Origin of the sequence: Dietzia sp. SLG310A2-38A2 (genome assembly GCF_014145095.1) — a bacterium.
Classification (GTDB): domain Bacteria; phylum Actinomycetota; class Actinomycetes; order Mycobacteriales; family Mycobacteriaceae; genus Dietzia.
In genome coordinates this window covers 1-13157 of the sequence record NZ_JAALDX010000302.1, presented here as the reverse complement: position 1 = coordinate 13157, position 13157 = coordinate 1, and the positions used below count along the sequence as shown (strand labels likewise).

Below are 13157 nucleotides of genomic sequence, written 5' to 3'. Positions count from 1 at the left end.
GGCGGCAGGAGCAGGAGCCGGGGCGGCGAGGATGGGTGGCGCAGGAACACTGGCGGGGTTCGGGAGCCCAGGTGGCTTCGGGGTGGGCGGACCGACGGCAGGGGCCCCGGGGGGCGGCGGCGTGGCGGCGGGTTCGGGACCCGCAAACTCACCCGCGGGGGCGTTCTCGTCGTCGTCAAATGGCGGTTCACAGGCCAGCCGTGCAGGGATGATGCCGATGGGCATGATGGGCGCGGCAGGGACCGGACAGAACGAGGGCCGACGCGGTCACACGCCGGCCGGCTACCTGACCAATGCCACCAACACCTCGGAGATCATCGGGGAACCGGTCAAGGTCGCCCCCGCGGTTCTGGGGCGTACGCCGCCGCCCGATGTTGCCGCTGCTGAGCAGGAGCCGCCGCAGGATGCCGCCTATGTCGGCCGAGTCGTCGGACGGCGAAATGCCGGAGGCGGCACAGCAGTGGAATAGCCCCGCGATGAAACAGCAGAAGGGATTCGTCCTCCACCTACGTTGTTGATACTGAGTACATGAAGGACCTCGCGCTGCGCCTGAAACAGGCAACGATGGCGACCGCTGTTGTGCTGCTGGCGGCCGCGTGCGGAGGCTCGCCGACCGAAGAGGTCCCGGCATTACCCACCGGGACCGCAATTCCGAGCCCTGTAACGCCAACGACCGCATCCGCTGGCGCCACGCCGAGCTCCGCCGAGACCACCACCGCGCACTCCGAGCCCTACACGCAGACGTCGCCAGCGGCCGCGATCGTCAACGAGGGTGTGGCATGTGGCCCTCGTGGAGCGCTCGCCGCCTTCGCCGACGGTGCCACCGCGTTTTGCGCCCGGCTGCAGTACACCGATGGCGCGGCGTGGTCACGGGACCCGTCCTTGGCACCGAACCCCATAGTTGAAGAGAGCCTCCGCCGGGCCGGCCCGGATATCGGTGACCAGTGCATCGGGGCAGACATCGGACGCACTGCAACTGACGCTCACGGAAACGCCATCGCCTGCGACAACTACCGCTGGGTGCTGAACGTCGGGCAAGAACCCCGCCACCCATGGGTTGACGACCAGGTGAAGTGGATGGAGTGTCTTGAGCAGTCCACGCATGAGGAATGTCAGGAAGCACTCAATTAGCGGGATTGGCGTCGAGACCTCATGAGACAAGCACTACTCGAAGAACGCCGCCCAGACCAGGCCGACGATGAACAGTGCGACCCCCAAGAGGAACTGCGTCCGGTTCTGTATGTCATGCCACAAACTCGCCACGAAACGCTGCTTGATGTCCGCCCAGCGTGAGAACGGCGGATCGCCTTCCTCGACCGGGTATTCGTCAGGCTCAGTTGCCATCCTCGGTTCCTTCCGCATCTGGGCCGGCGTTGTCGTACATAGCGTCGTGCACCGCTCCGCCGGCTTCCTGTCCCGCCCATGCGCCGACCCCGGCGCCGATTCCTGCCCCGATGAACGTGCCTACGGGTCCGAGAAACGACCCCGCTGCTGCCCCGGCAAGAGCCCCGCCGGCCATTCCGCCGCCGAGAGCCCCGCCCGTCTTGAGAATCGCCTCGCCAGCAGTGGTCTCTCCGCTGGCATACCCCGTGACCCCCTCGTACGCCGTGAACCCCCCGCCCACGGGCCCGGCGAACCGGCCGAGCCCCCGGAGCAGGCCGGCGCTGCGACGACCGGCTTCATCGGGCATCGGATCAGCCTTGTGCCTGCCCCTGGTCTCCGGGTCGTGCTCGTCCGCGAGAGCAGGCGCCCCTTCTCTGACGGCCCCGGTACCCGCGGTGATGGCAGTTCCCAGAACGACCGCATCCGGCCCCGGGATAGGGACCCTGTCCACCTCCGGCGGAATGGCCCGATGCATCATCCCGGCGATAGCGTCGATCTCCCGGCCGTAGTGCTGATCCAACGACCCGACGGTGGCCAACACCTGGCCGAGCGCCTCGACATGGCCGTCGACGACATCCTGGGTGATCTCGTCACGACCGGGAGCCGGCCCCACGGAGTCCTCGCCCACCACGAGCCCGGCGGCTTCGGCCTCGCCGATCCGATCACGAACCGCCTGCACCGCCGGCCCCACCGCGGCGGCGGCCCGCGACAGGGTGTCAGCCAGATCCCGGAGCCCGTCCGCGAGCTTGGTGACGTGCACCTTCTCGCCCTCGGCGGCGTCCAGCACCGCATCGGCCGCAACGCCGTCCCAGCCGCCGTCCAGCGCGGAGCGCCCGGCAGCGAGGGCCGTCCGTGCCTCGCCAGTAAGTGCCTCCCGCTCGGCGACAGCAGACCTCGCCGTCGTCACGCCACCGGCATCCCACCGTCTGACCTGGCCGATCGTGTACCCCACACCGATCCCTTCTCACGCGCCGTCACAGTGTCTGACGGCCCGACGCCCCGTTCGGTTCCACCACTGGCCGAACTCGCACCTCACCGCGCGGCCGACGCGAGGTGAGGGCTCGGTTACCGCTGTGCCGTCCGGAGTAACGACCGCGTCACAAAGCACGGTCACACTCACTCCGGTACGCCCGCACGCCCGCCGCACAGCTGGAGGCAACGAAGTGTCCTACGTTCAACCCACGGACTTCACCCGAGCGATGATCGACGCCGGAGCGAGCAAGGTCCGCATGTCCACCCGAGACACGCTCATCCGGAGCTTCATGGCGGGCGCCATCCTGGGCCTGGCCGCCGCGTTCGCCATCACCGTCACGGTGCAGACCGGCAGCGCGCTCCTCGGGGCGGTTCTCTTCCCCGTCGGCTTCATCCTGCTGTACCTGCTGGGCTTCGATCTGCTGACCGGAGTGTTCACGCTCGTCCCGCTGGCCCTGTTGGACAAACGCAAGGGGGTCACGGTCCGGGGGATGCTCCGGAACTGGGGCCTGGTCTTCCTGGGCAACTTCGCCGGCGCCCTCACCGTGGCGTTCCTCATCGCCTTCATCACCACCTACGGATTCAACGTCGCCCCGGACGAGGTGGGCCAGCGTCTCGGCGAGATCGGCGAGTCCAGGACCCTGGGGTACGCCGAGCACGGGGCGGCCGGGATGCTGACCCTGTTCTTCCGCGGCGTGCTGTGCAACTGGATGGTCTCGACGGGCGTAGTGGCCGCGATGATGTCGACCAGCGTGAGCGGCAAGGCACTGACTATGTGGATGCCCGTGATGCTGTTCTTCTACATGGGATTCGAGCACTCGGTGGTCAACATGTTCCTGTTCCCGACCGGCCTGATGCTCGGCGGCGAGTTCTCGCTGGCCGACTACCTGGTGTGGAACGAGATCCCCACCGTCATCGGCAACCTCGTCGGCGGGCTCTGCTTTGTGGGCCTGACCCTCTACGTCACCCACGCCCGCACCAAGGCGCAGCGGCCGCTGCCGGAGGAGCCGGCCGAGCCCGAGTCGGAGCGCGAGTCCGCCGCGGTCTGAGCGACCCGCCGGGCACCGCACGACCCCAACCGAGAGGAACGCCGATGACCCCCATCATGTCCAAGCACGACGCCGCCGCACACGTGGACTCCGCCCGCATCCGTCAAGGACGCACCTGGGCAGAATTGGCCGATCACCTGGGCGCACCGCTGGTGTGGACCACCGCGGCCCTGCTCGGTCAACACCCGATGACAGTGGAGCAGGCGCGGTCGGTGTGCGATCTCCTCGGGCTGGACGAGGCCGTGGCGGAGAGCCTCGCCCTGCAACCGAGCCGCGGGACGCCGCCGGAGGTGTTGGCGGACCCGACGATCTACCGGTTCACCGAGGCGCTGTCGGTGTACGGGCCTGCGCTCAAGGCACTCATCCACGAGGAGTTCGGCGACGGGATCATGAGCGCGATCAACTTCACCGTCGACTTCGCCAGGCGCCCGGACCCCGACGGAGACCGCGTGGTGATCACCCTGGACGGGAAGTTCCTCGACTACCGCTGGTGACCGCCCGCCGCCGGGCACGCCGCCGAGAAGACAACCGGGCCGCCGCGAGCGCCCGGGAACCCGCTACCTCGCGAACCTGCCGGCGAACGTCCGTAGTGGCAGATCGGCGCTGGTCACGACCCCGGCGGGCGCGGCGATGACCGACCTGATGGAGTTGAGCGCGGGCAGCCCGGTCACGGTCATGCCGATGGATGCGAAGTCCTCGGGATCGGAGAGGTCGACGCCGGGGGCGGGGAAGATCATGTGCTTGTTGTAGATCTGCGGATCGCCCTTGATCATCGTGATGTAGCACCCCTTGATGTCCCACTTGGGCTCGGTGAGTGGCGTCATCTGCCATTCCAGGTGGGTCTCGATCCGCGAGACCCCGTCGACCATCCCCAGGTACTTGATGTAACTCCCGCCGAGGGAGCCCTTGGGTAGCTGGTACCAGCCCAGGTCCACGTCCTCGGTGCAGGCGCCCAGCTCGCAGTCGAACACCACCTCGTCCAGCTCGAGGTCGAACGCGTCGGCCATCATGTACACCGAGTCCGCGAACACCTCGGTGTACTTGCGCAGCATCCCCGGCAGCTCGGGGTCGTCGACGGGCCTGCCGTAGCCGACCTCCGTCCAGGTGTCGGCGGAATGGTGGCAGGAGACGTCGACGGATTCGATGGTGGTGACGTGCTCGATGTCGGCCACATCGGCCGAGGCGACGAGGCCGAGGATCTGGTTGAGGCCCGGGTTCATGCCGGTTCCGTAGAAGGTCGCGCCGCCGGCCTTCGCGGCCTCGTCCAGGATCGCCCGCCACGACCGGCCGGACGGATGCGGATGGTTGAGGTCGCGGTGGTGGCCGGTGATCCAGTCGGCGGTCGTGACGATGTTGATGCCGGCCTCGAGGACCTGCAGGTAGAGGTCCTCGTCGGGGAAGACACCGTGGAACGTGACGACGTCCGGCCGGGCCGCGACGATCTCCTCGACGGTGCCGGTCGCGAGGATCCCGATGGGCGCGATGCCGGCGAGCTCGCCCACGTCCCGACCGACTTTCTCGGGTGTGTAGCAGTGGACGCCCACGAGCTCGAGGTCCGGGTGGGCGCCGATCCGCCCGATCATCTCGCTGCCGACGTTGCCGGTGGCGACCTGGAACACGCGGGCGGGCCTACTGGTTCTGCTGGTCATCTGAGGTGTCACCTTCCGGGGAGTGGATGATCGGGATAGAACTGGGTGGCCCATGTCCGCAGCGCGGTGAACCCCTCGTATTCGCCGGGAGCGAGCGCGGCGGGGTCGGAGTACTTCTGGTGTCTCCAGATGGCGAGGTCGGCCTCGAACTGCTCGATCACGCCGCGGCCGTGTCTGGCGGCGCGCTCGGCGGACTCGTCGTCGTCCAGGTCCGGTCGCCGACGGATCCAGACCGAGAACCGGACGTCGCAGGTCTCGTCGTCGACGGGGGTGACGCAGGTCGCCGTGCGGTTGTCGACCATGCCGTGGCTCCGGGTGACGGCGACCCCCAGCCCGCCGTTGATGGCCTCGACCCCGCTGTCGACCTCCTCGATCGACCCCGGCGCGCCCTCGAACGCGATGGTGAAGTCGACGTAGGAGATCGGCTCGTCGAAGTCCTGTCTGGTGAAGACCGGGATGATCGGCACCTTGTGGACGAACTCGAAATGCGCGAAGTCGACCCCGTTCTCCAGGACGTACTGCGGATGGAGGTGCAGCCGCTCCTCGACGAGCGTGGTCCGCGGGTGGCACGGGTGGTAGTCCTCGGCGCGCGTGCCGTCGTCCCAGCTGGTGAAGACATCGGGGACGTCGAAGTACGGATCCCGGCCCTCGAGGTCGTGCCAGATGTAGATCGACTCGTTCCGCTCGATCACCGGGTAGGTCCTGATCTTGCGGCCGAGGTTCGGGCGATCCGCATAGGGGATGGCGGTGTTTCGCCCGTCAGAATTCCACTGCCAGCCGTGAAAGGGGCACTGGATGGTCTCGTCGACGACGGTGCCGCCGTGGCCGAGGTGGGCGCCGAGGTGTTTGCAGTACGCGTCCATGACGGTGACGCGGCCGGATCGGCTCCGCCAGGCCACCAGGTCCTCCCCGAACGCCGCGACCCGATGGACGTGTCCGACCGGGACCTCTGCGGACCACGCCACCTGGAACCAGCCGGTCGGCCTCATCGGGAGCGGGGGCTTCGGCATCGCCGGACTCCATTCTCTGCTCGCACGAGCACGGGGTGTCAACCGCCGTCTGTGGAAAACAGAATGGCGATTCTGCGAAGGTAGCATCGGGGTGTGGAGGCCACAAGGAGTACGACGACGAGGACCGGCGCCCGTGAGGACAAGCTCCACGGCTACCGGCAGCAGATCCTCCACGCTGCGGAGCGCGAGTTCGGGAAGGCCGGGTTCACCGCCACGCCGATGAACGCGATCGCGGCCACCGCCGGGCTGTCACTGGCCACCGTGTACAAGTCCTTCTCCGGCAAGGCGGAGATCTGGGACGCCCTGCACCGCACGCGGATGGACGCCCTGCTGGAGGACGTCCGCGAGGCCGACGCCGGGGAGTCGGGGCTCGAGCGCCTGCTCACCGGCCTGCGTCGGGTCTTCCTCTTCCTGGCGGCGCACCCCGCCTATCTCGAGATGAACCTCCGGGCCGGTGGGGGATGGGCGAGCAGCGTGGAGGGCGCCCACGGTATCCAGCGCACGGTGTGGAGTTCGGGTCTGGAGGTGATCGCCGCCGGGATGCAGGCCGCGGCGGACCGGGGGGAGCTGGCCGGCCTCGATCCGCGCATCGCGGCGGGGATGGCGATCTCCGCCCTCCAGGTCTGGTTGTCCGAGTGGGTGGCCTCGGAGCGCGCCGAGGATCCGGAGGCGCTGGTCGACGACATGACGCGGCGGCTGCGACTGCTGTTGACGAGCCCGGACGCCGTCACCCCGTCGCGCTCGGGTACCTCTCGGCCGCCAGGGCGCTGAGCCGCGTGAGGAAGCGGCGGAACAGCAGGTTCATCACCGGCCGGACCACGGAGATCGACAGGTTGGTCGCCGCGGTGCCGTGCATCGCCAGAGTCCACGTGAGTCGGCAACCGCCCTCGGTGGGCTCGATGTCGTAGGCCTCCGCGAAGGCGTGGATCCCCTTGGTGGAGCTGGCGTTGAACCGGAATGCCATCCGGCGCTCCGGCTCCCACGCCAGGAACTCCTCCTCGCCGACCAGGCCGCCGAGCATGTGGACTGTGCGGGTGGTGCCCACGCCGTACGGGGGTTCGCTGGTCCAGACCACCTTGGTGATCACGCCCGCCCAGCGCGGCCACGAGTCGGCGTCGACGAAGATCTCGAACAACTGCCGCGGCGAGGCGGGGATCGCCACGCTGTTGGTGAAGCGGAACCGGGCGGTGTCGGTGTAGTCGACGTCCACCGGCTCGCAGGGGTGCATGGTCGGCATCGCCGCTCCTCTCGTCTGACCCCTGGAGGTCCATGGCCCCGAGGGTAGAACACGTTCTCGCCCAGTGGGTCGGTCAGGCGGGTCGAGCCCTCACAGAAACCGCTCAGGAGCCCCCGACTAGCCTGGGTCGAAATCGGCGCCGCGACAGGTCGGCGCGCCGCGAACCGCAGATGGACCCCATGTCAGAGCCCAGAACCGCCGCCGCCCGCTCCTCGCTGGCAGGCGTGACCGCTTTCCTGCGCAACTCATGGCGCACCCTCACCGCCATGCGCACGGCGTTGATCCTGTTGTTCCTGCTCGCCGTGGCGGCGATCCCGGGCGCGCTCCTGCCCCAGCGCAGCCTCAACGAGGGCAACGTCAACGACTACATCGCCGAGAGCGGCTGGCTGGGCGAGTTCTACGACCGCCTGCAGCTGTTCGACGTGTTCTCCAGCTGGTGGTTCACCGCCATCTACGTCCTGCTGTTCATCTCGCTGATCGGCTGCCTCACCCCGCGCTGCTTCGAGCTGGTCAGGCAGTTGCGCACGCCCCCGCCGCTCACGCCCCGAAATCTCTCGCGGCTGCCCCACCACGCCGCGTACCGCACCACGGTCACGCCCGAGCAGGCCGCCGACCAGGTCAAAGCCCAGCTCAAGGGCTGGCGGGTGCGGCGGAACGACGGCGACGGCCGCGTCCCCGGCACCATCGAGCTCTCCTCCGAGCGCGGCTACACGCGCGAGGTGGGCAACATCGTCTTCCACTTCGCCCTGCTGGCCCTGCTGATCACGTTCGCGGCCGGCAAGTTCGTCTACGCCGAGGGCATGCGGGTGATCATCGCCAACGCCGAGTCGCCGGCCTTCTGCAACACGACCCCCAGCGCATATGACACGTTCCGCGCGGGAATCCTGGTCGACGGCACCGATCTCGAGCAGTTCTGCATCAAGATCGAGGACTTCCGCGCCGACTACCTGCCCAACGGCCAGGCCGAGATGTTCACCTCCAACGTGCGGTTCACCGAGGAGGTCGCGACCACCGATCCGCAGACGTGGGAGCCGTACGAGATGCGGGTCAACCACCCGCTGCGCGTCGGCTCGACCCGCGTCTACCTGCAGGGCCACGGCTTCGCGCCCACGTTCACGGTCACGTTTCCCAACGGCGAGACCCGGACGGACACCCAGCACTGGCAGCCCACCGAGCTTCAGACGTTCTTGTCGTCGGGCATCATGCGCTTCGACCCGCCGGCCGGCATGTACCCGGACCTGATGGAGCGGCGCACGCAGCAGATCGCCGTGCAGGGGCTGTTCGCGCCCACGGCGTCGTTCGACGGCACCATCCTGAGTTCGCGCTTCCCGCGGATGGACGACCCGGCGGTGGCGATCGACGTCTACCAGGGCGACGCCGGCCTCGACACCGGGCGCCCGCAGTCGGTCTTCTCGCTGGACTCGGACCTCATCGAGACCGGCGCCCTCGAGCGGCAGGCGCGCGTCAACCTCTTCCCCGGCGAATCCACCACCCTGCCCGACGGCACTGAGGTCCGGTTCGACGGCGCCGAGGAGTTCATCAACATCCAGGTCTCCGAGGACCCCACCCAGATCTGGGTCGGCGTGGCCGCCGCGGTGATGATGGGCGGGCTGGTGCTGAGCCTGATGGTGCGGCGCCGCCGGATCTGGGCGCGCGTGACGGTCGACGACGACGAGGTGACCCGTGTCGACCTGGGAGGCCTCGCCCGGACGGACCGGATGGGCTGGGGCTCGGAGTTCGACGACCTCCGTGACCGGCTCGTCGCAGCGGCGGCCGTCACACCCGTCTTGCCCGAAGAGACCGACTCGGGACACACTGCAACCAGTCGCGGCACCGCCGGCGACGCTCCGCGGAAGGACGACACCCGGTGAACACTCTGCTACTCGCTCAGGGCCTGCCCATCGACGAGACGCTCTCGACCTACAGCGACCTGGCGTTCCGCACTTCGTTCGGCATTTATTTCCTGGCGCTGATCGCCTCGCTGATCTACTACGCGGGGTTCCGCGTGGCCAAGGTCTCCGACCGCGAACTGGTGGGCGCCGGCGGGCCGGGACTGACCGAGTCCGGGTTGACCGAGTCGACCTCGCTGACCGACACCGGTGACGAGAACAGGGCCTCGGCGGGCAGCATGCGCTGGGCGCGGATCGCGCACCTGTTCGTGATCGTCGGGTTCGTCTTCCAGGCCGCCTCCCTGGTGCTGCGCGGGCTGGCCACGGACCGGTTCCCGTGGGGGAACATGTACGAGTTCATCCTGGGCACCACGCTGCTGGCCATGGGTGCGGGACTCATCCTGCTGCGCAAGCCCGCGTTGCAGGTGGTGTGGCCGTTCATGCTGGTGCCGGTGTTGGTGCTGCTGTTCGTCGGCGGCACGCACCTGTACTCCGACGCCGCGCCCGTGGTGCCCGCACTGCGGTCCTACTGGCTGCCGATCCACGTGTCGATCATCGCGCTGGGCTCGGGGATCCTGCTCATCCCCGGCGTGGTCTCGATCATGTACCTGCTGCGCGTCTGGCAGCCGCAGGGCCAGGAGAAGGGCTGGGGTGCGCCCCTGACCCGGCCGCTGCCCTCCGCCGAGACCCTGGATCGTCTGGCGTACCGCACCACGGTGATCGGCTTCCCGATCTTCGGCGTGGGCATCCTGCTCGGGGCGGTCTGGGCGGAGAGCGCGTGGGGCCGCTTCTGGGGCTGGGATCCCAAGGAGACGGCGTCCTTCATCTCCTGGGTGCTCTACGCCGGGTACCTGCACGCCCGCGCGACCAGCGGTTGGGGCCCCAAGAAGGCGGCGTGGATCAACATCGCCGGGTTCTCGGTGCTGGTGTTCAACCTGTTCTTCATCAACATCGTGGTCTCGGGCCTGCACTCCTACGCGGGCCTGAACTGACCCCGCTCCGCCCCGCCGCGTTTGGCGCCCCGGCCCGCCCCGGCCTGTCCCGCCTGCTCCGATCTGCTGCGGTTGGTAGCCGTCACGCTGCGATAAGTCGACATCTCGCAGCGCCTCGCCCGGATACTCGCGCATTCTGTCGACCAACTGGGCCCGCTGTCCCTGCAGCCGCCCTACTCGCTGCGAACTTGGTCGTTGCTGCTGCGGAAAACTCGCGACGACACCGCAGTGGAGACGACCAAGTTCCCGGCGGCGACCGGTCAGAGCTGCGCGAGCAGGTCCTTCCAGACGGGCTTCCAGTAGTCGATCGCCTCGGCCGAGTCGAGCTTGGTGTGCGTCAGCCCCACCGAGGACTTGCCGTTCTTCTTGTCGCTGAAGTTCAGGGCGACACGCGTGCCGTCGGCCAGTGGGACCCGCCAGTAGCGCCACTTCTCGCTGCTCGAGGTGGCCGCGGGGGCCTCGACCTCGACGCCGCCGAACTCCTCGCGGTCTCCGGCGAGGTCCACCCATGCCTGCAGCGCCGCGTCCATGTCCCCGGTGACGGTCCGCGAGGTCGACAACTGGAAGTCGCCTGTGCAGGACTGGCCCGGAACCCGCAGTCCGGCGTGCTGCTCGAAGGCGATGGCCGTGCCCTGGGCCCACCACTCGGCGCGCTCGACCGACTCCGGCATCATCTCCAGCGCAGCCTTCGCGATCGCCGAATGCGCCATCTCCCGCGCGCCGGCCTGTTCGAGCATCTCGACCCACTCGTCCCACGACCGGCCGGTGGCGGAGGCGATCGCAGGGGTATTGGACGGCTTGGTCATACCGCCATGATGCCCCGTTCCGGCGCGCTCAGGCCAGCCTTCGACGGCAGAGACCAGCACACGGGAACGGCTCACAGCCAACTGCCAGCGGGGACAATCTCGAGGTCCACAAGGCGGGCCGGCCGGTTGCACTCTCGCCCACCGAGTTCACTCTGCTGCGGCATCTCGGCCCACGCGCGGTGGTCGTAGCTACCGCGGGAATTGCGGGGGATCGCCTCGGTGTTCGCGACCAGTGTCTCGGTGAGTGCGACCACGGGAAGTGGTGGTCCTGAGCGGGAGGGAGGCCGACGTGGGTGTGGGTTGTGCAGGACGAGTACGACCGCTACGAGCTCCCGCAGCAGCACGATCCGTCTGCTCCACTCGGGCCCGGATGCGCAGCCGTCCCTCAGGACCACTGCTCCACAAAGGCGAGGGTGGCCGCGTCGGCGACCTCGGGGTCGGAGGCGGTGAGGAAGTGCTGGCCGCCCTCGACGATCTGCAGCGTGGCGGACAGTGAGCCGGTGAACCGGGCGATGCCGTCCTCGGCGTTGGCCACCGAGTACACCTGGTCGGCGGTGCCCTGCAGCCAGAGCACAGGGCAGTGCACGTCGCTCAGCCGTGCCTCCAGGCCGTCGCGGTCGCGGAGGTTGATGGAGCTGGTGCGCAGGCGCCGCCGGCCCTCGTCTCCGCGATAGTTGGTGCGGTAGGTCTGGATCCAGAAGTCCCGCTCGGCGTCGGAGACGTTCTCCCCGAGGCCGGCACCGAGCACCGCCACCACGAAGTCGTCGTCCACCACCCAGTCCTCGCCGACGGGCTCGGCGAGTGCCTCGATTGCAGGGCTGCAGAACTCGGAGCCGTTCCAGCAGCCGCGTTCCATGCTGGCCGAGCTCTCGTAATCCATGGAGGTGCCGCAGATGACGATGCCCTCGACCGTGCCGGGATTGAGCAACGCCATGCGGGTGGCGATCCATCCGCCCTGAGACGTGCCGAGCGCAAACGCCTTGGAGATCCCCAGGGCGTCGAGCACCTGCAGGTTGGCGATCGCGCTGTCCCAGTAGGTGAAGTGCCGGTACCGCGCGCGGGTCTCCCCGTGGCCGTAGGGCTCGATCGCCAACAGGTTCATCCGCGAGGCGAGTTCCTCGTTGGCGAATTGCGGCCGGTACAGCTCGACCGAGGTGGTGAACGAATTGATCATCACCAGCGTGGGCAGGGCGGGGTCGAACTGCCGGGCGAATGCGTAACCGATGGTGGATCCGCCCAGGTGGGGGACGTCGATGGTCTGCGTTGTCATGGCGGAGTCTCTCTCAAGGGGAGCGCGCGAGGGGTGCGCGCGAGGGGTACTCGAACCCTATGACGCTGCTGGCGCCCCGGGAGCGGATCGGCCGGGGCGGTTCGGAGCGGTCGGATCGACAGTGTTCGTCGGCTGTGAGTCCGAGCGTGAGGACGACGACGAGGCCTGCCGGTCTAGTGGATCCCGAGCGTTCTCAGAGTGGCGGCCACCCCGGCTGCTGCGACGACCACCACGACCAGCGGCGCGCGCATCGCAGCCAGGCCCGCAGCCGTGGTCACGCCGGCGATGCGAGCCCACCCGGCGAACGCCTGCCCGTCGTAGAGGGTCGCGGTAGCGGCGACACCGGCGATCAGCACGATCACCGCGGGGTCGCCCCATCGTTGGAGCTGCAGGGAGAGGCGCGACCCTCCGAAATGGACCCCGCCCAGTCTGGCGGCGTAGGTGCCGGCAGCGAGGGCGAGGACTGCGAGGACGAGACTCACATCAGACACGGTGTCCCCGCCGTCGCACAGCTGTGAGCAGGCCGACCAGGCCCAGGATGGGGGCCACTCCGGCGGCCACGAACGGGGTGGCAGCCGCGGCGAGGGTCGCGCCGGCAGCGGCAGGGATAGCTGTGCGACGGGTGACGCTGCCGAGGAGGATCGCGACAAAGACAGCAGGGAACGCCGCATCCAGTCCCAGACGGCCGGGGTCGGGCAGAACGTATCCGACGAGGACGCCGATTGCTGCGCCGAGGGGCCACGCGATCAGGATGGCGACCCCGACCGCGCGGAACGCGGGGAGGCGCCGCGCCGGGTGCGGTTGGGCCATGGCGAAGGCGACGCTCTCGTCGTTGATCAGGTGTGCCGAGAACAGCCGGGGGACGCGCTGCCCGGGCAGAAACGCGGACGCGGAGAAGCC

At 68.8% G+C, this 13157-nt stretch carries 15 protein-coding genes and 2 pseudogenes; 7 read left to right on the top strand and 10 right to left on the bottom strand.

The features are described 5' to 3' along the window. Together G6027_RS18430 and G6027_RS11275 are read left to right on the top strand one after the other, a co-directional pair. Nucleotides 1–469: pseudogene (locus G6027_RS18430) on the top strand (hypothetical protein); the annotation flags it as partial. A gap of 59 nt (nucleotides 470–528) precedes the next feature. Next, on the top strand, nucleotides 529–1131 hold the full coding sequence (locus G6027_RS11275) for a hypothetical protein (protein WP_182637267.1): 603 nt from the start codon (nucleotides 529–531) through the stop codon (nucleotides 1129–1131). A 33-nt stretch (nucleotides 1132–1164) separates the two neighbouring features. On the opposite strand, the gene G6027_RS11270 is transcribed toward G6027_RS11275, so the two are convergent. Further along, complete coding sequence (locus G6027_RS11270) at nucleotides 1165–1344, bottom strand: hypothetical protein (protein WP_182637266.1); 180 nt, start codon at nucleotides 1342–1344, stop codon at nucleotides 1165–1167. Beyond that, nucleotides 1334–2335: a hypothetical protein gene (locus tag G6027_RS11265; RefSeq protein WP_182637265.1), complete on the bottom strand. Its 1002-nt coding sequence runs from the start codon at nucleotides 2333–2335 to the stop codon at nucleotides 1334–1336. Before G6027_RS11265 ends, G6027_RS11270 begins: the two co-directional genes overlap by 11 nt. A gap of 211 nt (nucleotides 2336–2546) precedes the next feature. Here G6027_RS11265 and G6027_RS11260 point away from each other — a divergent pair, with 211 nt between their 5' ends. Together G6027_RS11260 and cynS are read left to right on the top strand one after the other, a co-directional pair. Further along, nucleotides 2547–3404 carry a formate/nitrite transporter family protein gene (locus tag G6027_RS11260; RefSeq protein WP_182637264.1) on the top strand — a complete coding sequence of 286 codons (858 nt, stop codon included), beginning with the start codon at nucleotides 2547–2549 and terminating at the stop codon, nucleotides 3402–3404. Nucleotides 3405–3448: 44 nt separating this feature from the next. Continuing rightward, nucleotides 3449–3898 (top strand): cyanase, encoded by a 450-nt coding sequence (gene cynS, locus G6027_RS11255; protein WP_182637263.1) that lies wholly within the window; start codon nucleotides 3449–3451, stop codon nucleotides 3896–3898. A 63-nt stretch (nucleotides 3899–3961) separates the two neighbouring features. Here cynS and G6027_RS11250 read toward each other — a convergent pair whose 3' ends face one another. After that, nucleotides 3962–5053, bottom strand: a complete 1092-nt coding sequence (locus tag G6027_RS11250) for a dihydrodipicolinate reductase (protein WP_182637262.1) — start codon at nucleotides 5051–5053, stop codon at nucleotides 3962–3964. A gap of 8 nt (nucleotides 5054–5061) precedes the next feature. After that, the gene (locus G6027_RS11245; protein WP_182637261.1) at nucleotides 5062–6063 is read right to left on the bottom strand and encodes a Rieske 2Fe-2S domain-containing protein; all 1002 of its coding nucleotides are present in this window, start codon (nucleotides 6061–6063) and stop codon (nucleotides 5062–5064) included. A 93-nt stretch (nucleotides 6064–6156) separates the two neighbouring features. Between G6027_RS11245 and G6027_RS11240 the strand changes: the two genes are divergently transcribed. Beyond that, nucleotides 6157–6834, top strand: a complete 678-nt coding sequence (locus G6027_RS11240) for a TetR/AcrR family transcriptional regulator (protein ID WP_182637260.1) — start codon at nucleotides 6157–6159, stop codon at nucleotides 6832–6834. On the opposite strand, the gene G6027_RS11235 is transcribed toward G6027_RS11240, so the two are convergent. Beyond that, the gene (locus G6027_RS11235) at nucleotides 6791–7291 is read right to left on the bottom strand and encodes an SRPBCC family protein (protein ID WP_182637269.1); all 501 of its coding nucleotides are present in this window, start codon (nucleotides 7289–7291) and stop codon (nucleotides 6791–6793) included. The two genes, G6027_RS11240 and G6027_RS11235, sit on opposite strands and share 44 nt — an antisense overlap. A gap of 188 nt (nucleotides 7292–7479) precedes the next feature. Between G6027_RS11235 and G6027_RS11230 the strand changes: the two genes are divergently transcribed. Together G6027_RS11230 and ccsB are read left to right on the top strand one after the other, a co-directional pair. Further along, nucleotides 7480–9171 (top strand): cytochrome c biogenesis protein ResB, encoded by a 1692-nt coding sequence (locus tag G6027_RS11230; RefSeq protein WP_182637259.1) that lies wholly within the window; start codon nucleotides 7480–7482, stop codon nucleotides 9169–9171. Beyond that, complete coding sequence (gene ccsB, locus G6027_RS11225) at nucleotides 9168–10181, top strand: c-type cytochrome biogenesis protein CcsB (protein WP_182637258.1); 1014 nt, start codon at nucleotides 9168–9170, stop codon at nucleotides 10179–10181. Before G6027_RS11230 ends, ccsB begins: the two co-directional genes overlap by 4 nt. Before the next feature lie 260 nt (nucleotides 10182–10441). Here ccsB and G6027_RS11220 read toward each other — a convergent pair whose 3' ends face one another. The 5 genes and pseudogenes from G6027_RS11220 to G6027_RS18835 all read right to left on the bottom strand — a co-directional run. Further along, nucleotides 10442–10987 (bottom strand): hypothetical protein, encoded by a 546-nt coding sequence (locus G6027_RS11220; RefSeq protein ID WP_182637257.1) that lies wholly within the window; start codon nucleotides 10985–10987, stop codon nucleotides 10442–10444. A 71-nt stretch (nucleotides 10988–11058) separates the two neighbouring features. Then, nucleotides 11059–11241, bottom strand: coding sequence for a hypothetical protein (locus tag G6027_RS11215; RefSeq protein ID WP_182637256.1), 183 nt, complete (start codon nucleotides 11239–11241; stop codon nucleotides 11059–11061). 131 nt (nucleotides 11242–11372) lie between these two features. Continuing rightward, the gene (locus G6027_RS11210; protein ID WP_182637255.1) at nucleotides 11373–12257 is read right to left on the bottom strand and encodes an alpha/beta hydrolase; all 885 of its coding nucleotides are present in this window, start codon (nucleotides 12255–12257) and stop codon (nucleotides 11373–11375) included. Nucleotides 12258–12430: 173 nt separating this feature from the next. After that, on the bottom strand, nucleotides 12431–12739 hold the full coding sequence (locus G6027_RS18840; RefSeq protein WP_346995700.1) for an AzlD domain-containing protein: 309 nt from the start codon (nucleotides 12737–12739) through the stop codon (nucleotides 12431–12433). Nucleotide 12740: 1 nt separating this feature from the next. Continuing rightward, a pseudogene (locus G6027_RS18835) lies at nucleotides 12741–13157 on the bottom strand (branched-chain amino acid ABC transporter permease); the annotation flags it as partial.

Excerpts from the sequence above, each read along its gene's own strand:
- G6027_RS11250 (WP_182637262.1), bottom strand. The coding sequence starts at position 5,053 with ATGACCAGCAGAACCAGTAGGCCCGCCCGCGTGTTCCAGGTCGCCACC.
- G6027_RS11220 (WP_182637257.1), bottom strand. The coding sequence starts at position 10,987 with ATGACCAAGCCGTCCAATACCCCTGCGATCGCCTCCGCCACCGGCCGG.
- G6027_RS11230 (WP_182637259.1), top strand. The coding sequence starts at position 7,480 with ATGTCAGAGCCCAGAACCGCCGCCGCCCGCTCCTCGCTGGCAGGCGTG.
- G6027_RS11210 (WP_182637255.1), bottom strand. The coding sequence starts at position 12,257 with ATGACAACGCAGACCATCGACGTCCCCCACCTGGGCGGATCCACCATC.
- G6027_RS11235 (WP_182637269.1), bottom strand. The coding sequence starts at position 7,291 with ATGCACCCCTGCGAGCCGGTGGACGTCGACTACACCGACACCGCCCGG.
- G6027_RS11245 (WP_182637261.1), bottom strand. The coding sequence starts at position 6,063 with ATGCCGAAGCCCCCGCTCCCGATGAGGCCGACCGGCTGGTTCCAGGTG.
- G6027_RS11270 (WP_182637266.1), bottom strand. The coding sequence starts at position 1,344 with ATGGCAACTGAGCCTGACGAATACCCGGTCGAGGAAGGCGATCCGCCG.
- cynS (WP_182637263.1), top strand. The coding sequence starts at position 3,449 with ATGACCCCCATCATGTCCAAGCACGACGCCGCCGCACACGTGGACTCC.
- G6027_RS11275 (WP_182637267.1), top strand. The coding sequence starts at position 529 with ATGAAGGACCTCGCGCTGCGCCTGAAACAGGCAACGATGGCGACCGCT.